Here is a 21,570-nt window from a genome sequence, read left to right as displayed (position 1 = left end):
GGATCGGCGCTGCCCCTTGCCATGGCCGCGGATTTTTGGCCGGGCGGGCGGCGCGGACCCTTGCGACTTCGCCCGCCATGGCTATAACCCCGGACGATTTATCAGCCGCTAGCCCTGGGGACCGCCATGCCGAAAAGAACCGATATCAAATCCATCCTGATCATCGGTGCCGGTCCCATCGTCATCGGCCAGGCCTGCGAATTCGACTATTCCGGCGCCCAGGCCTGCAAGGCGCTGCGTGAAGAGGGCTACCGGGTCATCCTGGTGAACTCGAACCCCGCCACGATCATGACCGATCCCGAGATGGCGGATGCGACCTATATCGAGCCGATCACCCCCGAGGTGGTCGAGAAGATCATCGCCAAGGAGCGGCCGGACGCGCTCTTGCCGACCATGGGCGGGCAGACCGGGCTGAACACCGCACTGGCGCTGGCCGACATGGGCGTGCTGAACCGCTACGGCGTCGAGCTGATCGGCGCGCAGCGCGCCGCCATCGAGATGGCCGAGGACCGCAAGCTGTTCCGCGAGGCCATGGACCGCATCGGCCTGGAGAACCCGCGCGCCACCATCGTCGCCGCGCCCAAGCATCCGAACGGCCGCTATGACATCGCGGCCGGGGTTTCGATGGCCATGGAGGCGCTGGAGGAGATCGGCCTGCCCGCCATCATCCGCCCCGCCTTCACCCTGGGCGGCACCGGCGGCGGCGTCGCCTATAACCGCGACGATTACGAGCGCATCGTGCGCTCGGGGCTGGAGGCCTCGCCGGTGGCGCAGGTGCTGGTGGACGAGAGCCTGCTGGGCTGGAAGGAATACGAGATGGAGGTCGTGCGCGACCGCGCCGACAATGCCATCATCGTCTGTTCCATCGAGAACGTCGATCCGATGGGCGTGCATACCGGCGATTCGATCACCGTCGCCCCGGCGCTGACCCTGACCGACCGCGAATACCAGCGCATGCGCAACGGTTCCATCGCCGTGTTGCGCGAGATCGGGGTCGAGACCGGCGGCTCGAACGTGCAATGGGCGATCAATCCCAAGGACGGCCGCATGGTGGTGATCGAGATGAACCCGCGCGTGTCGCGGTCCTCGGCGCTGGCCTCGAAGGCCACCGGCTTCCCCATCGCCAAGATCGCCGCCAAGCTGGCGGTGGGCTATACGCTGGACGAGCTGGACAACGACATCACCAAGGTCACGCCGGCGAGCTTCGAGCCCTCGATCGACTATGTCGTGACCAAGATCCCGCGCTTCGCCTTCGAGAAGTTTCCCGGCTCCAAGCCCGAGCTGACCACGGCGATGAAATCGGTGGGCGAGGTCATGGCCGTCGGTCGCAGCTTCCACGAATCGCTGCAAAAGGCGCTGACCTCGATGGAGAACGGGCTGACCGGGCTCGACGAGATCGAGATCCCCGGCGCGCCCGACAAGGCGGCCATCGTCAAGGCGATCAGCCAGCAGACCCCCGACCGGCTGCGCCTGATCGCCCAGGCCATGCGCCACGGGCTTTCCGACGACGAGATCCAGCACGCGACCAGTTTCGACCCCTGGTTCCTGGCCCGGCTGCGCGAGATCGTCGATGCCGAGGCCGGGGTCCGTGCCGAGGGCCTGCCCGAGGATGCCGAGGGCCTGCGGCGGCTGAAGATGATGGGCTTTACGGATGCCCGGCTGGCGAAGCTTTCCGGCAAGGCCGAGGCCGAGGTGCGCCAGGCCCGCCGCGCCCATGACCTGCACCCGGTCTTCAAGCGCATCGACACCTGCGCGGCCGAGTTCGAGGCCCAGACCCCCTATATGTATTCGACCTACGAAGCCCCGGCGATGGGCGACGTGGAAAACGAGGCCCGGCCCAGCGACCGCAAGAAGGTGGTGATCCTGGGCGGTGGCCCGAACCGCATCGGCCAGGGCATCGAGTTCGACTATTGCTGCTGCCATGCCTGTTTCGCGCTGACCAAGGCCGGCTACGAGACGATCATGGTCAACTGCAACCCCGAGACGGTCTCGACCGATTACGACACCTCGGACCGGCTGTATTTCGAGCCGCTGACGCTGGAGCATGTGCTGGAAATCCTGGCGGTCGAGCAGGAGAACGGCACGCTGCACGGCGTCATCGTCCAGTTCGGCGGCCAGACGCCGCTGAAGCTGGCCAATGCGCTGGAGGAGGAGGGCATCCCGATCCTCGGCACCACGCCCGACGCCATCGACCTGGCCGAGGACCGCGAGCGCTTCCAGAAGCTGCTCAACGACCTGGGGCTGAAGCAGCCGATCAACGGCATCGCCCATTCCGACGCCGAGGCCATCGAGATCGCGCAGCGCATCGGCTTCCCGCTGGTCATCCGCCCGTCCTATGTGCTTGGCGGCCGCGCGATGGAGATCGTGCGCGACATGGACCAGCTCAACCGCTATATCCGCGAGGCGGTGCAGGTTTCCGGCGACAGCCCGGTGCTTCTGGACAGCTATCTCTCGGGCGCCATCGAGGTCGATGTCGATGCGCTGTCCGACGGCAAGACCGTGCATGTCGCCGGCATCATGGAGCATATCGAGGAAGCGGGCGTGCATTCCGGCGACTCGGCCTGCTCGCTGCCGCCGCATACGCTGGATGCCGAGACCATCGCCGAGCTGAAGGTCCAGACCGAGGCGATGGCCCGCGCGCTGAACGTCGTCGGGCTGATGAACGTGCAATTCGCGCTGAAGGACGGCGCGATCTATGTGCTGGAAGTGAACCCGCGCGCCTCGCGCACCGTGCCCTTCGTCGCCAAGGCCACCGACAGCGCGATTGCGTCCATCGCCGCGCGGTTGATGGCGGGCGAGCCGATGTCGAACTTCCCCGCCCGCGCGGCCTATCCCGAGGGCGTCGGCCCCGACGATCCGCTGCCCTTTGCCGATCCGCTGACGCTGGCCGATCCGAACACGCCCTGGTTCTCGGTCAAGGAGGCGGTGCTGCCCTTTGCCCGTTTCCCCGGCGTCGATACGCTGCTTGGCCCGGAAATGCGTTCGACCGGCGAGGTCATGGGCTGGGACCGCAGCTTCCCGCGCGCCTTCCTCAAGGCGCAGATGGGGGCGGGGACGCAGCTGCCCGAGGCCGGGCTGGTCTTCGTCTCGGTCCGCGATGCCGACAAGACCGCCGAACTGGCCGAAGCGGCGCGCGAGCTGACCGCCATGGGCTTCAAGCTGGTCGCGACCCGCGGCACGGCCGAGTTCCTGCGCGGTGCGGGGGTCGAGACCGAATTGGTGAACAAGGTCTATGAGGGCCGCCCGAACATCGTGGACCGGCTGAAGAACGGCGAGATCGCCATGGTGCTGAACACCACCGAGGGCGCCCAGGCCATCGCCGATTCGCGCGAGATCCGCGCGGTCGCGCTGAACGACAAGATCCCCTATTACACGACCGCCGCCGGCAGCATCGCCGCGGTCGCGGCGATCAAGTCGCGCGGCGAAGGCGAAGTCGGGGTGAGGTCGCTTCAGGCCTAGCGCCGGGATGGGGTTGTTCGGGGGCCTCATGCTGCCCCCGGTTCCCTAACGCGACCGCTGCCCGGCCTTTCCGGGCAGGAGTGCCGGTGGCCACTCGGCCAGCTTGCCGAGCGGGATCATGCGCGGCTCCGCAGCACAGATGCGGGATCGCGCGTTCGTCCAGGCCGGATCGGCAGGGGTGGCAAACCTTCGGCCTGGGCATCCATTGCCTGATACGGTCGCCGCGGCCGCCCGCGCGGACGATCCGCAACCTGGCGGTTTGACAGGCCGCTGAAAAATCGCCCGAGTATCGCGACCTGGCTTTGGAAGCCGGGAAACGCGCCTCCAAATGGCCCGGAAAACCCGAATTTCCGGCCGAGTTGGGCCAGATTGGGGACCAATTCCCTCACCGAACGGGCGCAAGATCCTTTGTCGGCAACCTGTTGGAGGGGCCGTATGGACCTGCCGTCGCGGGAACGCGCAGCAGGGCCCTGGGATTTGGGATCGCAGTTTTGGCAGGGCCTGTGCACGACCGAACGCTCATCGCGGTCGCGGCGCGGCGCCTTGTCCGCCCCAGGGTTGGAAAGCCATGCTGATGAAAAGAGGAAGTGGCAGCCCGTAGGGGAGTCGAACCCCTCTTTTCAGGTTGAAAACCTGACGTCCTAACCGATAGACGAACGGGCCACTTTTTCTGTATCCGCCGGGTCTTGCCCTGCGGCGTGGGGCGGTATTTAGGTTCTCTGCCGCGGGGCTGCAAGCGGAAAAATCACATCATGCCAAAGTTTTTTCCTGGCCGGCGGCGGGGGCTCAGCCCACCGGCGCGGCGTCATCCAGGCGCAGCCGCACCCGCTCGCGCCCGCCCCATTGCGTGAGTTCCAGCTTGCCCGCCAGGTGGAAGCGACGCCCCCTCGCGCCCAGCAGAGCGGGGCCCAGCGGGCCGTTCATCGCGCCCCAGGCTACCGCCTCCAGGACCGGGCTGCCGGGGCTGCGGAAGCGCAGGCGCAGGTGGCTGTCGCCCATCGCCCCGGTGCTGTCGATCAGCTGCTCGGCGAAGGCAAAGCGCGGTGCCGGCGCGGCCTGGCCGAAGGGGCCGGCGCGCTCCAGCATCTGCATCAGCTCGACCGTGGCGCCCGCGGGATCCAGAAGCCCCGAGATACGCAGCTCGCCCGCGCCGGGACGCTCGGCCATCTCGCGCGAGAGCAGTTGCGACAGGCGCTCCATGGCCGCGGGGATCCTGGCCTCCTCGACGGTCAGCCCGGCCGCCATGGCATGCCCGCCGCCCTTCAGCAGCAGCCCCTCGGCCGAAAGGCGCTGGATGGCGCGGCCCAGGTCCACGCCGGGCACCGAGCGGGCCGAGCCCTTGCCGATGCCGCCATCCACCCCGATCACCACCGCGGGCAAGCCGGTCGCCTCTTTCAGCCGCGCGGCGACGATGCCGACGACGCCGGGATGCCAGCCCTCGCCCGCCGCCCAGGCGACCAGGCCGTCGCTGACGCGGGCCTCGACCTGGGCCAGCGCCTCGTCGCGCACGGCGGCTTCGATGGCGCGGCGGTCGCGGTTCAGCGCGTCCAGCTCGGCCGCCAGCCGCTCGGCCTGCCGGCTGTCGGTGCAGGACAGGCACAGCGCCCCCAGGTCGGCGCGGCCGACACGGCCGCCCGCATTGATGCGCGGCCCCAAAAGGAAGCCCAGGTGAAAGGCATTCGGCGCCGAATCGAGCCGCGCCACGTCCGACAGCGCCACCAGGCCGGGGCGCTCGCGCCGGGCCATGATCAGCAGCCCCTGCCGCACGAAGGCGCGGTTCACCCCCACCAGCGGCGCCACGTCGGCCACCGTCGCCAGCGCCACCAGGTCGAGCAGCGGGATCAGGTCGGGCTGCGCATGGCCGCCCCGCCGCAGCAGGCCGTTGCAGCGCACCAGCGTCAGGAACACCACGCCGGCGGCACAGAGATGGCCCAGGCTGCCATCCTCGTCGGCGCGATTCGGGTTCACCACCGCCAGTACCGGCGGCAGGGTTTCGCCGCCCTGGTGGTGGTCCAGCACGATCACGTCGCAGGTCGAGGCCGCCAAGGCATCAAAGCTGAGCGTGCCGCAATCGACGCAAACGATCAGGTCGTGATCTCGCGACAGCGCCGCGATGGCCGGGGCGTTCGGGCCGTAACCTTCGTCGATGCGGTCGGGAATATAGAGCGTGGCGTCGCGCCCCTGCCGGCGCAGCCAGTCCAGCAGCAATGCGGCCGAGGCGCCGCCATCCACGTCGTAATCGGCGAAGATGGCGATGCGCTGGCCGGCCAGCACCGCGGCGACCAGCCGCTCGGCGGCCTTGTCCATGTCGCGCAGGTCCGAGGGGTCGGGCAGCAGGTCGCGCAGCTTGGGATCGAGGTAAAGCGGCGCCTCATGCGCGGGCACGCCGCGCGCGGCCAACACACGGCTGACGGGCAGCGGCAGGCGGCTGTCCTGGGCCAGCGCCTCGGCGGCGCGTTCCAGCATGGCATCGGGACCGCGCCAGAGGCGGCCGGTCAGCGAAGATTCTACGGAAAGAAAGGCGGTCATGCGGGCTTCATCCCCCATGACCGCCCGCGGTTCAACCCCGTCCGCCAAGGCTTACCTGATCGGGTTGCGATAGATCATCCGCCGCACCGAGCCGGTCTTCGAACGCATCAGGATGGTTTCGGTCTGCAGGTAATGCGGCTCGCGCTTGACGCCGGCCACGATCGAGCCGTTCGTCACCCCGGTCGCGGCAAAGATCACGTCGGCGGTGACCATTTCGTCGCGCGAATAGACGCGGTCCAGGTCGGTGATGCCGGCCTTGGCGGCGCGCGCCCTTTCATCGTCGTTGCGGAACAGCAGCTTGCCCCACATCTGCCCGCCCATGCATTTCAGCGCCGAGGCGGCCAGCACCCCCTCGGGCGCGCCGCCCGATCCCATGTACATGTCGATGCCGGTCAGTTCGGCCTCGGCGCAATGGATCACGCCGGCCACGTCGCCATCGGTGATCAGCCGGATCGCCGCGCCGGTCGAGCGCACCTCGGCCACCAGATCCTCGTGCCGGGGCCGTTCCAGGATGCAGACGGTGATGTCGCTGTCCTTGACGCCGCCGGCCTTGGCCAGCGCCCGCACCCGCTCGGACGGGGTCATGTCCAGGCTGACCACGTCCTTGGGATAGCCGGGGCCGATGGCCAGCTTTTCCATGTAGACGTCGGGCGCATGCAGCAGCGTGCCGCGCGGCGCCATGGCGATGACGGTCAGGGCGTTGGGCATGTCCTTGGCGGTCAGCGTGGTGCCTTCCAGCGGGTCCAGCGCGATGTCGACCGCCGGGCCCTGGCCGGTGCCGACCTCCTCGCCGATGAACAGCATGGGCGCCTCGTCCCGCTCGCCCTCGCCGATGACGACGACGCCCTTGATGTCGAGCATGTTCAGTTGGTCGCGCATCGCGTTGACGGCCGCCTGGTCGGCGGCCTTCTCGTCGCCGCGGCCGATCAGCCGCGCCGAGGCATGGGCGGCGGCCTCGCTGACACGGGCAAGGCCGAGCGACAGCATGCGATCGTTGAAATCCTTGGGCGAGGTCATCGGGAAATTCCTTGTGCTTACCGGCTTTCCGGGCTTCTACGCCCGGGGCCTCGGCCCGGCAAGCCTGCGCGCGCTAACGGGTCAGTTTTCCGCCAGTTCCAGCGCAAGCGCATGGATGCGCGGCACGATGTCGCCCAATGCGGCATGCACCAGCCGGTGCCGCGCGACATGGCCCAGCCCGGCAAAGCGGGCGCTGGCCATGCGGATGCGGAAATGCGTCTCGCCCCCCTCGCGCCAGCCGCCATGGCCGCGATGGCTTTCGCTTTCGTCGATGATGTCCAGCCGCGACGGCTGAAGCTCGGCCAGTCTTTTCCGCATCTCGTCGGCAATCATGCGCTTGCCCCCTTTCATGTCCCGCGAAATAGCCTAAACTGCCTGTCCCGTTCAGGACAAGGCAGGCAGATGAGCAACAGCGACCCGTTCGGATTCGACATTTCCGCGGCCTCGGACAAGAAACGCCGGGCCAAGGGCCGGCGCGGCATGTCCGGCGCCTTCGAAACCTCGACGCGGCAATGCGACAAGGAGGGCTGCGACCAGCCCGGCCAGTACCGCGCGCCGAAATCGCCGCGCGCGCTGGACGAATACTATTGGTTCTGCAAGGAGCACGTGCGCGAATACAACCTGAACTGGAACTATTTCCAGGGCCAGTCCGAGGCCGAGTTCCAGGAATTCCTGGACAATGCCACGGTCTGGGAGCGCCCGACCAAGCCCTTCGGCCGCGCCGCGCAGGAACAGAAATGGGCGCGCCACGGCATCGACGATCCGCTGGAGATCCTGGGGGCGAACGGCACCAATCCCGAACTGCGCACCCGCAGCGCGCGCAAGCTGCCGCCGACCGAGCGCCGGGCGCTGGAGATCCTCGAGGCCAAGGACAGCTGGACCCGCGCCGAGATCCGCAAGCAATACAAGTCCCTGGTCAAGGATCTTCATCCCGACATGAATGGCGGCGACCGCTCGGACGAAGATCGGCTGCAAGAGGTGGTCTGGGCCTGGGACCAGATCAAGGACAGCCGCAGCTTCAAGGACTGAAGGACGGGGGCTTTGCGCCCCCGCGCCCGCCGGGCAGGCCCGGCGAGCTTCCCCCGCAGGATATTTGCCCAAGGAAGAAGCAGCCGGGGCCTGGGCTTCTTTCTTGTCCAAATATCCTGGGGGAGCCGCGCGCCGGCGCGGCGGGGGCAAAGCCCCCCCCCTGCGGCCTTACAACTCGCGCTTCAGGGCCTCGACAAGATCGGTCCGCTCCCAGGAGAAGCCGCCATCCGCATCGGGCCTGCGGCCGAAATGGCCATAGGCGGCGGTGCGGCGATAGATCGGGCGGCAAAGCGCCAGATGTTCGCGGATGCCGCGCGGCGTCAGGTCCATGACCCGCGAGACGGCGCGCTCGATCTCGGCCTCGGGGATCTCGCTGGTGCCGAAGGTGTCGGCATAGATCGACAGGGGTTTTGCCACGCCGATGGCATAGGACAGCTGGATCACGCAACGTTTCGCCAGGCCGGCCGCGACGACATTCTTGGCCAGGTAGCGCGCGGCATAGGCGGCCGAGCGGTCCACCTTGGTCGGATCCTTGCCCGAGAAGGCGCCGCCGCCATGCGGTGCCGCGCCGCCATAGGTATCGACGATGATCTTGCGCCCGGTCAGCCCGGCGTCGCCATCCGGCCCGCCGATCACGAAGGTGCCGGTCGGGTTCACCCACCATTCCGTGCTCTCGGTCAGCCATTCCGCGGGCAGCACCTCGCGGATATAGGGCTCGACGATGGCGCGGATGTCATCCGAGCTCTGGCTTTCGTCCTTGTGCTGGTGCGACAGCACCAGGCTGGTGATCTCGACCGGCTTGCCGTTCTCGTAGCGCAGGCTCAGCTGCGACTTCGCATCCGGGCCCAGCGTCGGCTCGGCGCCGGATTTGCGCGCCTCGGCCAGGCGGCGCAGGATCGCGTGGGCATATTGGATCGGCGCGGGCATCAGTTCCGGCGTCTCGTCCACGGCATAGCCGAACATGATGCCCTGGTCGCCGGCGCCGTCGCGGTCGACGCCCTGGCTGATATGGGCGGATTGCTCGTGCAGGTAGTTGTGGACATGGCAGGTGTTCCAGTGGAACTTTTCCTGCTCGTAGCCGATGTCGCGGATCGTCTCGCGGGCGATCTCGCTGATGCGGCCCATGTATTCGCCCAGCTTCTTCTGGTCGGTCAGGCCGATCTCGCCCCCGATGACCACGGTGCCGGTCGTCGCGAAGGTTTCGCAGGCGACGCGGGCGGCCGGATCCTCGGCCAGCAGCGCGTCGAGCACCGCGTCCGAGATCTGGTCGCACAACTTGTCGGGGTGGCCCTCGGAGACGGATTCCGAGGTGAACACATAGTCCTGTCTGGCCATGAAGATGCTCCGTTGAAATGACGCCGCCACGCCAGGAAGCCGTTGTGACGGTCAGGCGAAGCGTTAGTGGACCTGCCCGCCGCCGTCAACTGCGCAACTTGCGCCGCCGCCCCAGGGCGGCCAGCAGGAAGGCCGCCAGCGCCAGCGCCACGGCCGGCCAGTCGCCCAGCCGCGACCAGGGCGTCGGCGGCAGCGCGCCGGGCAGGGCGGCGTCGATGCGCCCGGCGCGGTTCAGGCCCAGCGTGGCGCGCAAGCCCCCGCGCGCGTCGATCACCGCCGAGACGCCGGTATTGGCCGCCCGCATCAGCGGCAGGCCCGATTCGATGGCGCGCAGCCGGGCCTGCGCCAGATGCTGCCATGGCCCCGAGAGCTGGCCGAACCAGGCGTCGTTGGTGACCTGCAAAAGCCAGCCCGGCCGGTCTTCCCCGGCGATCAGGTGATGGGAGAACACCGCCTCGTAGCAGATCAGCGGCTGCATCGGCGGCAGGCCGGGCAGGCGCATGACCTGCGGTCCCGGCCCGGCCGAATAGCCGAAGCCGTGCTGCGCGGCAAAGGCGCGGATGCCGAACCGCGCCATCACATCGCCCCAGGGCGTGTATTCGCCAAAGGGCACCAGGTGGAACTTGTCATAGACCGGGCCGATGCCCTGGGCCGAGAACTCGGCCAGGCTGTTGAAATAGCGGCTGCCCTCGACCCGCTGGATGCCCAACACGACCGGGGCGCCGACATAGGCGGCGATGTCCTGCGGGGCGGTGCCGGATTGTTCCAGCAGGAAGTTCACCGCCGTTTCGGGCCAGATCACCACATCCGGCGGCGGCATGTCGGGGTCGCGGATGGCCGAAAGGTCGAGCAGGCGGCGGAAGAACACCTCGGACCACCAGGGATCCCATTTCAGCGCCTGGGTGGCGTCGGGCTGGACCAGCCGCAGCCGCAAGCCGGTATCGGGCGGCAGGGGGTGGGCCAGCCGCGCCAGCCCCGCGCTCCAGGCGGTGGCGACGACCAGCAGGGCCAGCACCGTGCCGGGCAGGGCCGGCAACCGGCCGGGCCGGCGAAAGCACAGGGGCAGGGCGGCGGCCAGCATGGTCAGGCCGGACAGCCCGATCGCGCCAAGCGTGGCCGCGACCTGCCCGGCGGGGGTGTCGATCCAGACATGGCCGGTCAGCGCCCAGGGCAGGCCGGTAAAGATCCAGCCGCGCATCCAGTCCGACAGCACCATCAGGGCGGCGAAGCCCAGCCCCTGCCGGGGAAAGCCCGGCGCGAGCCGGGCGGCGAGCCAGGCCGGCGCAGTCCAGAACAGCGCCCCGCCCGCCGCGGTCAGCACCAGCGCGAAGGGGGCCATCCAGCCATAGGTCTCGGGCTCGACCAGGAAGGGCTCGACGATCCAGGACATCGCCAGCGCGAAATGGCCCAGCCCGGCGGCAAAGGCGTGCCAGGCCGCGGCGCGGGGCGTTTCGGCCCGCGCCACCTGCCGGCACAGCAGCGCCAGCGCCAGCAGGGTCAGCGGCCAGAGATCCCAGGGCGCCTGACCCAGCGCGGCCATGGCCCCCAGCCCCGCGCCAAGGGCGAGCATCGCCCAGGACGGGCGCCCGCGTCGCGATGGCGATGTGCAGGCCGGAGGGGCCATGGAACCGGCTCAGGCCCCGGCGGTGGTATCGTCCGGGCTCGGCGCCGCATCGGTGCCGGCTGCGTCGCCGGGGGTGATCGCTTCGGCCTCGGCCGCCTTGGCCCTGGGCTTGCGCGGCGCGCGGGGCTTGGCCGGCTTCTTTGCCGCCTTGCGGGCCGGCTTGGCTTCGGCTTCGGCTTCCGGCTGTTCGGGCGCGGGCTGTTCCGCCTCTGCCGGGATCGCCGCAGCGTCGGCGTCGGCGGCAGCGTCGGCCTTGGCCTTGGGGGTGCGCGGCTTGCGCTTGCGCACAGGCTTTTCCTTGGCTTCGGGCTCGGCCGCCGGTTCGGCGGAGGCGGCCTCCCCGGGCGCGGCTTCCGGGGCCGTTTCCGGTTCAGGTGCCGGTTCCGCTACCGGTTCCGCGGGCTGGATCGCCGGTTCGGCCAAGGCTTCGGCCGGGGCCGGGATCGGAGCCTCGGCGGGCACGGGGCCGGGCTCGGCGGTCGGCTCCGCGGCCGCGGCCTCGGCAGGCTGCGCGGCCGGCTTGGTGCGGGCGGATTCCCCCCGGCGGCGCTTGCCGGGCTTGCGTTCGGCGGACGGGCGCTCGGCGGCCTGCTCAGGTGCGACATCCTCGCGCGGTGGCTCGGCGGCGGTTTCCTCGATGGCGGATTCCTCGACGGGGTCGCGGAAGCCTGGACGGAAGCTGCGGGTCAGGAACTCGGGCATATGCTCGCCCATGCCCATGACCGGATGGCGGTCGGTGCGGCGGTCCTCGCGCCGGTCGTGACGCTCGCCATGGCGTTCGCGGCGCTCGTCCCGGCGTTCATCCCTGCGCTCCTCGCGGGGCGCCCGGTCGTGCCGGCGCTCGGCCTGTTCGGCGGGCCTGGCCTCGGCGCGCGGCTCGTGGGCCTGGATGGGCGCCTGGGCGCGCTGTTCGCTGTCGTCGCGCCGGCCGCGGCGGTCGCGGTCGCGCCCGCGTTCCTTGCGGCCGGTCTCGCGCGCCGGACGCGGCGCGCCCTGGGCGGCGCTGGAAAGGGCAAAGCCCTCGGGCACCGGCGCGCGGGGCAGGGTCTGCTTGACCAGCGATTCGATGGCGCCCAGGTATTTCTCGTCCGCGGGCGTCGCGATCGAGATCGCGGTGCCCAGCCGCCCGGCGCGGCCGGTGCGGCCGATGCGGTGGACGTAATCCTCGGCATGGCTGGGCAAGTCGAAGTTGAACACATGGCTGACCGCCGGGATGTCGAGCCCGCGCGCCGCCACGTCCGAGGCGACCAGGAAGCGCAAGGTGCCCTCGCGGAACCCGTCCAGCGTCGCCATGCGGTGGCGCTGGTCCAGGTCGCCGTGGATCGGCGCGGCGTCGAAGCCATGCGCCTTGAGCGACTTGGCGACGATGTCCACCTCGGTCTTGCGGTTGCAGAAGATGATGGCGTTCTTGAGCCCCTCGCCCTCGGCCCGGATCAGGGCGCGCAGCAACTCGCGCTTCTGCTTCGCGGTCTGGTCGCGGCGGGTCGGGGTGATCTCGATCAGCTTCTGGGTGATCGTTTCGCTGGTGGTGGCCTGGCGTGCGACCTCGATGCGCTCGGGCGCATGCAGGAAGGTGTCGGTGATGCGCTCGATCTCGGGCGCCATGGTGGCGCTGAAGAACAGCGTCTGCCGGGTAAAGGGCGTCAGCTGGAAGATGCGCTCGATATCGGGGATGAAGCCCATGTCGAGCATCCGGTCGGCCTCGTCCACCACCATGATCTGCACGCCGGTCAGCAGAAGCTTGCCGCGCTCGAAATGATCCAGCAGCCGGCCGGGCGTCGCGATCAGCACGTCCACGCCGCGGTCGATCAGCTTGTCCTGTTCGCCGAAGGAAACGCCGCCGATCAGCAGCGCCTTGGTCAGTCGGGTGTGCTTGGCATAGATGTCGAAATTCTCGGCCACCTGGGCGGCCAGTTCGCGCGTCGGGCACAGCACCAGCGAACGCGGCATCCGGGCGCGGGCGCGGCCGCGGCCGAGCAGGGTGATCATCGGCAGGGTGAAGCTGGCGGTCTTGCCGGTGCCGGTCTGGGCGATGCCCAGCACGTCGCGCCCTTCCAGCGCCGGGGGAATCGCCCCGGCCTGGATCGGCGTGGGCGTCTCATAGCCGGCCTCGGCGATGGCTTTCAGAACCTTGGGGTCCAGCTTCAGATCGGAAAACTTGGTCATTCAGGGCTTTCGTATCAAATGCGCGGGACAGCCCGCGCCGTGCTTGCGTCCATCGCCGCTTCCGGAGAAACCGGATTGTCGCGGCGGGTCGGGACGCAATTTCCGCACGCCCCTCGCCTTGCCTGCCGGATGCAGACAGGGCGGGCCTAGCCGAAAACCCGCTCTTCGTCAATCTGATGCGCGTCTGCTGTTCCGTGGGCCGGTTGACGGCCCCCTCGGGCAGGCGCTATCCCCGGGCGATCTTACGGATGGAAGCCATGAACCTTTTCTCGGATATCCGCGCGCTGGTCCTTGATGCGCTGGCGCAGATGGAACAGGCGGGCGCGCTGCCCACGGGTCTCGACACCGCCAATGTGACGGTCGAGCCGCCGCGGGACGCCGCGCATGGCGACATGGCCACCAATGCCGCCATGGTGCTGGCCAAGCCCGCCGGGAAAAAGCCGCGCGACATCGCCGAGGCGCTGGCCGCCCGCCTGGCCGCCGATCCGCGCATCGCCTCGGCCGAGGTGGCGGGGCCGGGCTTTCTGAACCTGCGCCTGGCGCCCGCCGAATGGCAGGGCGTGGTGCGCGCCGCGCTGGCCGAGGGCGGGGATTACGGCCGCTCGGAGATGGGCAAGGGCCAGCGGATCAACGTCGAATTCGTCAGCGCCAATCCGACCGGACCGATGCATGTCGGCCACACCCGCGGCGCGGTCTTCGGGGATGCGCTGGCGGCGCTTCTGGATTTCTCGGGCCATGAGGTCACCCGCGAATATTACATCAACGACGGCGGCGCGCAGGTCGATGTGCTGGCGCGGTCCGCCTATGAACGCTATCGAGAGGCCAACGGGCTGGAGCCCGAGATCCGCGAGGGGCTTTACCCCGGCGACTACCTGATCCCGGTGGGCGAGGCGCTGAAGGCGAAATACGGCACCAGCCTGCTCGACAAGCCGGAATCGGAATGGCTGGCCGAGATCCGCAGCTTCGCCACCGAGGCGATGATGGACATGATCCGCGAGGATCTGGCGCTGCTCAACGTCCATATGGACGTGTTCTCCAGCGAGAAGGCGCTTTACGGCACCGGCCGGATCGAGGCCGCGATCGAGCGGCTGCGCCAGCAGGGCCTGATCTATGAAGGCGTGCTGGAGCCGCCCAAGGGCAAGACCCCCGAGGACTGGGAGCCGCGCGAGCAGACGCTGTTCCGGTCCACCGCCCATGGCGACGACGTGGACCGGCCGGTGAAGAAATCCGACGGCTCCTGGACCTATTTCGCGCCCGACATCGCCTATCACTGGGACAAGATCGAGCGCGGCTTCGATGCACTGATCGACGTGTTCGGCGCCGACCATGGCGGCTATGTCAAGCGCATGACCGCCGCCGTGAAGGCGCTGTCGAACGGCCGTGTGCCGCTGGACGTCAAGCTGATCCAGCTGGTCAAGCTGTTCAAGAACGGCGAGCCCTTCAAGATGTCCAAGCGCGCCGGCACCTTCGTCACCCTGCGCGACGTGGTCGAGCAGGCGGGGGCGGACGTCACCCGCTTTCACATGCTGACGCGCAAGAACGACGCGGCGCTGGATTTCGACTTCGACAAGGTGCTGGAGCAATCCAAGGACAACCCGGTCTGGTACGTGCAATATGCCAGCGCGCGGGTGAACTCGGTCCTGGGCAAGGCGGCGGCGATGGGGGTCGATACCTCGGACGCGGCGCTGGCGCAGGCGGATCTGGCGCAGCTTTCGCATCCGGCCGAGCTGGAACTGGCCCGCAAAGTTGCAGAATGGCCACGCACGGTCGAAATCGCCGCCCGCGCGCACGAGCCGCACCGGATCGCGTTTTTCCTTTACGATATTGCCTCGGAACTGCATTCGCTGTGGAACCGCGGCAATGACGAGCCCGCCCTGCGCTTCCTGCAAGAGGGCGATGCGGCGGCCACGGCAGCGAAAATCGCGCTGGCACGGTCCGTCGGCGTTGTCATTTCGGCCGGTCTTGGTATCTTGGGGGTGACTCCGGCCAAAGAAATGCGCTGAAAAACGGCGCCCTGCCGGGGGACGAGCAGATAAACGAGCAGCGTCGGAACAACCGGCAGGCAGGCAGGAATGACGGTAGTAGATTTCCGCTCTTCGGGCGGGTTTGACGGGTCGCAGCCCCACAGGCTGTCGCAGGGCTATGCCCATGCCGAGGGGCAGCAGGGCTATCAGGACGACTGGCAGGATGGCGGCTGGGACGAACAGCATTACCCCCATGCCGAATCGCTGGCCGAATCGCCTTCGCTCCTGGGGCGGATCACGCGGCTGACGCATTACCTCGGGGCGCTGGTCTCGGTCGGGCTGATCGTGATCCTGGCGGTCTGGGGCTACAAGCTGGTGGTGCGCGACGTCTCGGGCGTGCCGGTGATCCGCGCCATCGAGGGCGAGGCCCGCACCGCGCCCGACAATCCGGGCGGCGAGCTGACCCAGCGCACCGGCCTTGCGGTGAACTCGGTCGCTGCCGGGGCCGAAGCCGGGGCGGTGGACCGCGTGGCTCTTGCGCCCGCTGCCACGCCGCTTGACGGCCAGGACGTGCCCATGGGCGAACTGGGCGCCACGGCGCAAGAGCCCTCGCATCCGGTTGATGCGCCGCTGTTCGAGGAAGCCGCCCGCGTCATCGCCCGTCCCGACGGCGAGACCCTGGCCCAGCCGGACACGGCGGCGGAAAGCGTCGCCAGCGCGGTGATCTCGGACGCGCCCGCCGCCGATGCGCCGGTGAACGAGGCCGTGACCGACCTTGCCGGCAATGAGACGCGCGACATGGCCATCACCACCGCGCTGGCCGAGGCCGGCGCCCTGCCGGCCCCCGGCGCCATCGCGCAATCGGCGCGTCCCGCGCCGCGTCCGCGCCGCGTCGCCGCCGCCGCGCCGGCGGTCGCCAGCGATGCCGCGCCGGCCCCCGCACCTGCCGCTGCCGAAAGCCGCCCGGCCGCTGCCCCGGCACCGGTGCAGGTCGCCTCGGGCGCGCCCCTGGTGCAGATCGGCGCCTTCGACAGCGATGCATTGGCACGGGGCGAATGGAACCGCGTCTCGGGCAAGTTCGGCGCGCTTTTCGCCGGCAAGGGCATGGTGGTCCAGGAACACAAGGCCAATGGCCGCAGCTTCTGGCGCCTGCGCGCCGCCGGTTTCGAATCGCGCGACGAGGCGCGGCGCTTTTGCGCGGCGTTGATCGCCGAGGGCGTGGACTGCATCCCCGCCATGGCGAAATGAGCCGCTGACATGGCAGGCGCCACCATCCTCGGCGGCATCGCCGGCCCGGAGCTGAGCCGGGCCGAGCGCGATTTCTTCCGCGCCGCCGACCCCTGGGGCTTCATCCTGTTTGCGCGCAATGTCGATACGCCGGACCGCCTGCGCCGGCTGACGGCCGAGCTGCGCGAGGCGGTGGGCCGCAACGCCCCGGTGCTGGTGGACCAGGAGGGCGGGCGCGTCCAGCGCATGCGCGCGCCGCATTGGACCGACTGGCCGGCGCCGCTGGACCAGGCCGGACGGGGCGAGCGCGCCGTCTGGCTGCACCATCACCTGCTGGCACAGGAATTGCGCGCCGTCGGCATCGACGCCGATTGCGCCCCGGTCCTGGACATCGCCCGCGACGAGACGCATCCCTTCCTGAAGAACCGCTGCCTCGGCTCGGATGCCGAAACGGTGATCCGCCTGGGCCGCGCCGCGGCGCAGGCGATGCTGGCCGCCGGGGTGCTGCCGGTCGTCAAGCACATGCCGGGCCATGGCCGGGCGCGGGTGGACAGCCACAAGGATCTGCCGGTGGTCGAGGCTTCGCTCGACGAGCTTCGCGCCAGCGATTTCGCCCCGTTCCGTGCGCTGGCCGACCTGCCCATGGCGATGACGGCGCATATCCGCTTTACCGCCATCGACGATGCGCCCGCCACCGCCTCGGCCCCGGTGATCGAGATGATCCGGCGCGAGATCGGCTTTGACGGGCTGCTGATGTCCGACGACATCGGCATGCAGGCGCTGTCCGGCAGCCCGGCCGAGCGCGCCGCCGCCGCCATCGCCGCCGGCTGCGACCTGGTGCTGTCCTGCAACGAGACCCTGGCGCAGATGGACGAGATCGTGGCGGCCGCCGGAGCCATGTCCCCCCGCGCCGCCCTGCGGGCCGAGGCGGCGCTGGCCCTGCGCCGCGCGCCGGTGCAGCAGGACACCGCCGCGCTGCGGGCCGAATTGGCGGCGCTTGGCGGGCTGGCGGCCTGATCGGTTGACTAGGCCCTGTCTATCGCGGATTCTGCGCAGGTTCCCTTGCCTGGACGCGACATGACCAAGGTGCCCTACCTGACCCCCGTGCCGGACCCCGAACCGGACCCGGCGCCGCATCTGCCGGGGCTGGGCCCGCAAGCCGTGGCCGAGCGCCGCGCCGAGGAGATGCTGGTCGTCGATGTCTCGGGCTTCGAGGGGCCGCTGGACCTGCTGCTCACGCTGTCGCGCACGCAGAAGGTCGATCTGATGCAGGTCTCGGTGCTGGAGCTTGCCGATCAGTATCTGGCCTTCGTCGAGGAGGCCCGCGCGCTGCGTATCGAGCTGGCCGCCGATTACCTGGTCATGGCCGCCTGGCTTGCCTATCTGAAATCCCGCCTGCTGCTGCCGCCCGACCCCGAGGCCGAGGGGCCGAGCGCCGAAGAGATGGCGGCGCATCTGGCCTTCCAGCTGGAACGGCTGAACGCCATGCGCGAGGCCGCGGCGCGGCTGATGGCCCGCGACCGGCTGGGACAGGACCGCTTCCCCCGCGGCGCGCCCGAAACCGTCGCCCGCCAGCGCCAGGTCGCCTGGCAGGCCGGGCTGATCGACCTGATGCGCGCCTATGCCCGGCTGCGCACCCGCGACGAGTTTCGCCCCTATGCCTTCGACCGCCGGGACGTGCTGAGCATGGAGCAGGCGCTGGACCGGGTGCGCGGGCTGATCGGCTATGCCGGGGACTGGACCGCGCTTTCGGCCTTTCTGCCCGAGGGTTGGGAGGCCGATCCGCAGCGCCGCCGCTCGGCCACCGCGGCGACCTTTGCCGCGACGCTGGAACTGGCGCGGCAGGGTGCGGTGGAAATCAGCCAGGCCGGCACCTTCGCCCCGATCTCCATCCGCAGGCGTCCAGAATGAGCCAGGACCATATCGCCCCTGATTCCCAGCATTTCCCGCCGCCGCCCCTGCCCGAGCAGGAGCGCATGGTCGAGGCGATCCTCTTCGCTTCGGCCGAGCCGATGAGCCAGCGCGAGATTGCCGCCCGCCTGCCGGCCGGCTGCGATACGGCCGAGGCGCTGCGCGCGCTGCGCGCCCGCTATGAGGGGCGGGGGGTGCAGCTGGCGCGGGTGGGCGATGCCTGGGCCTTTCGCACCGCCGCCGACCTGGGCTTCCTGATGCAGGAAAGCGTGGTCGAAAGCCGCCGCCTGTCGCGGGCCGCGACCGAGACCCTGGCGATCATCGCCTATCACCAGCCCGTGACCCGCGCCGAGATCGAGGAGATCCGCGGCGTCGCCGTCAGCCGCGGCACGCTGGACCAGCTGATCGAGCTGGACTGGGTCCGCATCGGCCGCCGCCGCCAGACCCCCGGCCGGCCGGTGACCTTCGTGGTGACCGAAGCCTTCCTGGATCATTTCGGGCTGGAAAGCGCCCGCGACCTGCCGGGGCTGGCCGAGCTGCGCGCGGCAGGCCTGCTGGAATCGCGCCCGCCGGGCGAGGGGCTGGCGCCCGGCCTGTTCGGCGAGGCCGGCGAGGAGGATGCCGAAGCCATGGCCGAGGATTTGTTCGAAGACGAGTGAAGAACGGGTTGCAACCCGATGAATATAAATCGCTTAATTGCTATTCTGACGCGCGTGGCCGTCAACCGGCTGCTGCGCTGGGGCCTCCGGCGGATGCATGCGCCGAAGTCGGGCGCGCGCCGGACGCCTCGGCAGCAGGGCCGCGAAAAGACCATGCGCGAAGCGGTCAAGCACGCCCGCCAGGCGGCGCGCATCACCCGGCGGATGCGATAGGGGGCTCTGCCCCCGTCGCGCTGCCGCGCGACTCCCCCGGGATATTTGGGCAGGAAGAACGCTGGCCGGGCGGCCAGGCTCAGGCGAATTGCTTGGCCAGCTTGAGGCCCTGGCCCTGGTAGTTCGAGGCGATGCCGCTGCCGTAGAGCCGTTCGGGGCGGGCTGCCATCCGTTCGTAGACGAGCCGGCCGACGACCTGGCCATGCTCCAGCGCGAAGGGGGCCTCGTGGCAGCGCACCTCGAGGACGCCGCGCGCGCCTTGCCCGGCGGCGCCATGGCCGAAGCCGGGGTCGAAGAAGCCGGCGTAATGCACGCGGAACTCGCCCACCATGGCCAGGTAGGGTGCCATTTCCGCGGCGTAATCGGGCGGGATCGCCACGGATTCGCGGCTGACCAGGATATAGAAGGCGCCGGGGTCGAGGATCAGCTGGCCATCCGTGGTGCGCAATTCGTCCCAGAAGTCGCGGGCCTGGTAGGCGCCGATGCGGTCGAGGTCGATGACCCCGCTATGCGGCCGGGCCCGGTAGCCGACCAGGTCGCCGCGCGCGGGCCGCAGATCGACCGAGAAGCCCAGGCCGTCGTCGATCAGCGCCTCGCCCGTCACCAGCGGCTCGCATGCGTGCAGGTCACGCAAGGCGGTATCCGTCAGCACCGCCTGGCCCCGGCGCAGCCGCAGCTGGTTCAGCCGCATGCCGGGCCGCACCAGCACCGAGAAGCTGCGTGGGCAGATCTCGGCATAGATGGGGCCGTCATAGCCCTGGGGCAGGCGGTCGAATTCGGTGCCCTCGTCGGTGACCAGCCGGGTCAGAAGGTCGAGCCGGCCGGTCGAGCTTTTGGCATTGGCGACCGCGTCGAGGCCCTGGGGCAGCGACAGCCGTTCCATCAGCGGCACCAGGTAGACGCAGCCCTTTTCCAGCACCGCGCCCTCGGTGAGATCCATGCGGTGCATCTCGAAATCCTTGAGCCGGTCGCTGACCCGGCGCCCGCGCCCGGCCAGGAACGAGGCGCGCAGCCGCCATGCCGTCGCGCCCAGGCGCAGGTCAAGGCTGGCAGGCTGGACCTGTTCGGGCCGGATCGGCTGGTCGGCCGAGATCGCGCCGCTGGCGATCAGCTGACGCAGGGACGTATCGGGAAGCACACCGTTCACGCGAAACCCTTTCGGCAAAAGGAAACGCCCACCCCCGGACGGGGATGGGCGTTTTCGGAATGGTCGGGCCGGCGAGATTCGAACTCGCGGCCTTCCGCCCCCCAGACGGACGCGCTAACCAGGCTGCGCCACGGCCCGACGAGGGGCATATAGAGCGAAGCGGGCGGCCAGCACAAGGGGCCAGGGGCGGAAATTTCGGCAAGAATCTCGATTGCTGTGGATAGTCGGCCGGCGGGGGCCGGAAAGCGGGCGGCCATGCGCGTCAGCGTGCGCCGGTCAGCGCGTCGCGCAGGGTTTTCGCTTGCGCGGGCAGGGGCTTGCCCTGCAGTTCGAACTGGCGCAGGGCCAGCGCGGTCGCCACCAGCCGGCCCAGCCAGTCCGGCGCGGGATCGCGCCCCGGATCGAGCGCGGCGAAGAGCGGCAGCGATTCGGCCTGCTGTTCGGGGCGGTTCGGCCGGGCTGGCCTGAGGACCGCTTTCGCGTCCCTCGGCATGGCGTCGCGCTCGGGCAGGGCCAGGCGCACGGCCGGGCCGGGATGTTCCACCGCGCCGGCCTCGCCCAGGGTTTCGCCCAGGCGGGCGGCGCCGATCTCGCGCAGCGCGGCGCCGCGATCCGCGGCGATCAGCCGCTTGGCGCCGCGGATGCTGAGCCCCTCCTCGCGCATGACCTGGCAGAGGCCGGCTGCCAGCCGCACGTCTTCGGGCCGGTAATAGCGGCGCCCGTCGGCGCGCTTGACCGGCGCAAGCTGCGTGAATTGCGATTCCCAGTAGCGCAGCACATGCGGCGCGACGCCGACGAGGCGCGAGACCTCTCCGATGGACCTGAAGGCGTCGGGCGACTTGCTCATCAGCCCTTGCGCCTGTTCCCCGCCGCCACCCGATCCTTCATCAGATGCGATGGCCGGAAGGATAGAACCCGGCGCGGCGTGATCGGCACTTCCTCGCCGGTCTTGGGGTTGCGGCCGATGCGTTCGTTCTTGTCGCGGACCGAGAACGTGCCGAAGGACGAGATCTTGACCTGCTCGCCGCGCACCAGCGCATCGGAGATATGGCCAAGCACGCTTTCGACAAGCTGGGCCGATTCGTGGCGGGACAGACCCACCTCACGGAACACGGCCTCGGCCAGGTCCATGCGGGTCAGGGTAGAGTCGCTCATCTCGGAAACCTCTTGAATGGTGCGAAGGATGATTTCTTTACGGCGCCGAGTCAACAACCCCGGCCCGATTCCGTTCCCTCATCGGACGATTTTGTTCCGCGTTATTCGCGCCTTACCTGCAAGACCCCGCGCATG

Annotated in this window: 15 protein-coding genes, 2 tRNA genes, 1 pseudogene and 1 riboswitch; of the genes and pseudogenes, 7 read left to right on the top strand and 11 right to left on the bottom strand. The window is 69.6% G+C overall.

Going from position 1 to position 21,570, the window contains the following annotated elements; all coding sequences use genetic code 11:
- Positions 1 to 126 precede the first annotated feature (126 nt).
- Entirely contained in the window at positions 127 to 3,459 is a 3,333-nt protein-coding gene (gene carB / locus ACNKFW_RS17495) for a carbamoyl-phosphate synthase large subunit (protein WP_147428791.1), read from the top strand.
- Positions 3,460 to 4,047: 588 nt separating this feature from the next.
- Here carB and ACNKFW_RS17490 read toward each other — a convergent pair.
- The 4 genes from ACNKFW_RS17490 to ACNKFW_RS17475 form a co-directional block, all read right to left on the bottom strand.
- A tRNA-Glu gene (locus ACNKFW_RS17490) sits at positions 4,048 to 4,122 on the bottom strand.
- A 123-nt stretch (positions 4,123 to 4,245) separates the two neighbouring features.
- Positions 4,246 to 5,988, bottom strand: a complete 1,743-nt coding sequence (gene recJ / locus ACNKFW_RS17485) for a single-stranded-DNA-specific exonuclease RecJ (protein WP_147428792.1) — start codon at positions 5,986 to 5,988, stop codon at positions 4,246 to 4,248.
- Positions 5,989 to 6,039: 51 nt separating this feature from the next.
- A complete protein-coding gene (gene glpX, locus ACNKFW_RS17480; protein ID WP_024843273.1) occupies positions 6,040 to 7,005 on the bottom strand; it encodes a class II fructose-bisphosphatase in 966 nt (321 codons plus the stop codon).
- Between the two features lie 81 nt (positions 7,006 to 7,086).
- Entirely contained in the window at positions 7,087 to 7,338 is a 252-nt protein-coding gene (locus ACNKFW_RS17475; RefSeq protein ID WP_024843272.1) for a BolA family protein, read from the bottom strand.
- A gap of 69 nt (positions 7,339 to 7,407) precedes the next feature.
- On the opposite strand from ACNKFW_RS17475, the gene ACNKFW_RS17470 reads away from it, so the two are divergent.
- Positions 7,408 to 8,034 (top strand): J domain-containing protein, encoded by a 627-nt coding sequence (locus tag ACNKFW_RS17470; RefSeq protein ID WP_024843271.1) that lies wholly within the window; start codon positions 7,408 to 7,410, stop codon positions 8,032 to 8,034.
- A 168-nt stretch (positions 8,035 to 8,202) separates the two neighbouring features.
- Here ACNKFW_RS17470 and metK read toward each other — a convergent pair whose 3' ends face one another.
- From metK to ACNKFW_RS17455, 3 genes and pseudogenes are all read right to left on the bottom strand, one after another.
- Positions 8,203 to 9,369: a methionine adenosyltransferase gene (gene metK / locus ACNKFW_RS17465; protein ID WP_024843270.1), complete on the bottom strand. Its 1,167-nt coding sequence runs from the start codon at positions 9,367 to 9,369 to the stop codon at positions 8,203 to 8,205.
- Between the two features lie 5 nt (positions 9,370 to 9,374).
- Positions 9,375 to 9,423: riboswitch (SAM-SAH riboswitch) on the bottom strand.
- Positions 9,424 to 9,454: 31 nt separating this feature from the next.
- Positions 9,455 to 10,909 (bottom strand): apolipoprotein N-acyltransferase, encoded by a 1,455-nt coding sequence (gene lnt / locus ACNKFW_RS17460; protein ID WP_231486619.1) that lies wholly within the window; start codon positions 10,907 to 10,909, stop codon positions 9,455 to 9,457.
- Positions 10,910 to 11,611: 702 nt separating this feature from the next.
- Positions 11,612 to 13,159 (bottom strand): annotated as a pseudogene (locus tag ACNKFW_RS17455) (DEAD/DEAH box helicase); the annotation flags it as partial.
- A 257-nt stretch (positions 13,160 to 13,416) separates the two neighbouring features.
- On the opposite strand from ACNKFW_RS17455, the gene argS reads away from it, so the two are divergent.
- From argS to scpB, 5 genes are all read left to right on the top strand, one after another.
- Positions 13,417 to 15,162: an arginine--tRNA ligase gene (gene argS, locus ACNKFW_RS17450; protein WP_147428794.1), complete on the top strand. Its 1,746-nt coding sequence runs from the start codon at positions 13,417 to 13,419 to the stop codon at positions 15,160 to 15,162.
- Between the two features lie 69 nt (positions 15,163 to 15,231).
- A complete protein-coding gene (locus ACNKFW_RS17445; RefSeq protein ID WP_024843266.1) occupies positions 15,232 to 16,371 on the top strand; it encodes an SPOR domain-containing protein in 1,140 nt (379 codons plus the stop codon).
- A gap of 9 nt (positions 16,372 to 16,380) precedes the next feature.
- Positions 16,381 to 17,367, top strand: coding sequence for a beta-N-acetylhexosaminidase (gene nagZ / locus ACNKFW_RS17440; RefSeq protein ID WP_147428795.1), 987 nt, complete (start codon positions 16,381 to 16,383; stop codon positions 17,365 to 17,367).
- Positions 17,368 to 17,427: 60 nt separating this feature from the next.
- Positions 17,428 to 18,261: a segregation and condensation protein A gene (locus tag ACNKFW_RS17435; protein ID WP_208852030.1), complete on the top strand. Its 834-nt coding sequence runs from the start codon at positions 17,428 to 17,430 to the stop codon at positions 18,259 to 18,261.
- Positions 18,258 to 18,920, top strand: coding sequence for an SMC-Scp complex subunit ScpB (gene scpB / locus ACNKFW_RS17430; RefSeq protein WP_114668998.1), 663 nt, complete (start codon positions 18,258 to 18,260; stop codon positions 18,918 to 18,920). Before ACNKFW_RS17435 ends, scpB begins: the two co-directional genes overlap by 4 nt.
- Positions 18,921 to 19,212: 292 nt before the next feature.
- Here scpB and ACNKFW_RS17425 read toward each other — a convergent pair whose 3' ends face one another.
- The 4 genes from ACNKFW_RS17425 to ihfA all read right to left on the bottom strand — a co-directional run bounded on the left by ACNKFW_RS17425 (position 19,213) and on the right by ihfA (position 21,435).
- Positions 19,213 to 20,280: a 2'-deoxycytidine 5'-triphosphate deaminase gene (locus tag ACNKFW_RS17425; RefSeq protein ID WP_114668999.1), complete on the bottom strand. Its 1,068-nt coding sequence runs from the start codon at positions 20,278 to 20,280 to the stop codon at positions 19,213 to 19,215.
- 60 nt (positions 20,281 to 20,340) lie between these two features.
- Positions 20,341 to 20,418: transfer RNA gene (locus ACNKFW_RS17420), tRNA-Pro, on the bottom strand.
- Positions 20,419 to 20,542: 124 nt separating this feature from the next.
- Positions 20,543 to 21,127 (bottom strand): MerR family transcriptional regulator, encoded by a 585-nt coding sequence (locus ACNKFW_RS17415; RefSeq protein ID WP_147428797.1) that lies wholly within the window; start codon positions 21,125 to 21,127, stop codon positions 20,543 to 20,545.
- A complete protein-coding gene (gene ihfA / locus ACNKFW_RS17410; RefSeq protein WP_011748157.1) occupies positions 21,127 to 21,435 on the bottom strand; it encodes an integration host factor subunit alpha in 309 nt (102 codons plus the stop codon). The genes ACNKFW_RS17415 and ihfA overlap by 1 nt, the downstream gene beginning before the upstream one ends.
- Positions 21,436 to 21,570: the final 135 nt, after the last annotated feature.

Origin of the sequence: Paracoccus sp. TD-10 (assembly GCF_048270675.1) — a bacterium.
GTDB classification, from domain to species: Bacteria; Pseudomonadota; Alphaproteobacteria; order Rhodobacterales; family Rhodobacteraceae; genus Paracoccus; species Paracoccus pantotrophus.
Note: the sequence above shows the minus strand (reverse complement) of the source record. Positions and strands in the feature narration are given on the sequence as shown.

What these genes read in the sequence shown, in the direction of transcription:
- carB (WP_147428791.1), top strand. Translation starts at nt 127, where the DNA reads ATGCCGAAAAGAACCGATATCAAATCCATCCTGATCATCGGTGCCGGT.
- recJ (WP_147428792.1), bottom strand. Translation starts at nt 5,988, where the DNA reads ATGACCGCCTTTCTTTCCGTAGAATCTTCGCTGACCGGCCGCCTCTGG.
- glpX (WP_024843273.1), bottom strand. Translation starts at nt 7,005, where the DNA reads ATGACCTCGCCCAAGGATTTCAACGATCGCATGCTGTCGCTCGGCCTT.
- ACNKFW_RS17475 (WP_024843272.1), bottom strand. Translation starts at nt 7,338, where the DNA reads ATGATTGCCGACGAGATGCGGAAAAGACTGGCCGAGCTTCAGCCGTCG.
- ACNKFW_RS17470 (WP_024843271.1), top strand. Translation starts at nt 7,408, where the DNA reads ATGAGCAACAGCGACCCGTTCGGATTCGACATTTCCGCGGCCTCGGAC.
- metK (WP_024843270.1), bottom strand. Translation starts at nt 9,369, where the DNA reads ATGGCCAGACAGGACTATGTGTTCACCTCGGAATCCGTCTCCGAGGGC.
- lnt (WP_231486619.1), bottom strand. Translation starts at nt 10,909, where the DNA reads ATGGCCGCGCTGGGTCAGGCGCCCTGGGATCTCTGGCCGCTGACCCTG.
- argS (WP_147428794.1), top strand. Translation starts at nt 13,417, where the DNA reads ATGAACCTTTTCTCGGATATCCGCGCGCTGGTCCTTGATGCGCTGGCG.
- ACNKFW_RS17445 (WP_024843266.1), top strand. Translation starts at nt 15,232, where the DNA reads ATGACGGTAGTAGATTTCCGCTCTTCGGGCGGGTTTGACGGGTCGCAG.
- nagZ (WP_147428795.1), top strand. Translation starts at nt 16,381, where the DNA reads ATGGCAGGCGCCACCATCCTCGGCGGCATCGCCGGCCCGGAGCTGAGC.
- ACNKFW_RS17435 (WP_208852030.1), top strand. Translation starts at nt 17,428, where the DNA reads ATGACCAAGGTGCCCTACCTGACCCCCGTGCCGGACCCCGAACCGGAC.
- scpB (WP_114668998.1), top strand. Translation starts at nt 18,258, where the DNA reads ATGAGCCAGGACCATATCGCCCCTGATTCCCAGCATTTCCCGCCGCCG.
- ACNKFW_RS17415 (WP_147428797.1), bottom strand. Translation starts at nt 21,127, where the DNA reads ATGAGCAAGTCGCCCGACGCCTTCAGGTCCATCGGAGAGGTCTCGCGC.
- ihfA (WP_011748157.1), bottom strand. Translation starts at nt 21,435, where the DNA reads ATGAGCGACTCTACCCTGACCCGCATGGACCTGGCCGAGGCCGTGTTC.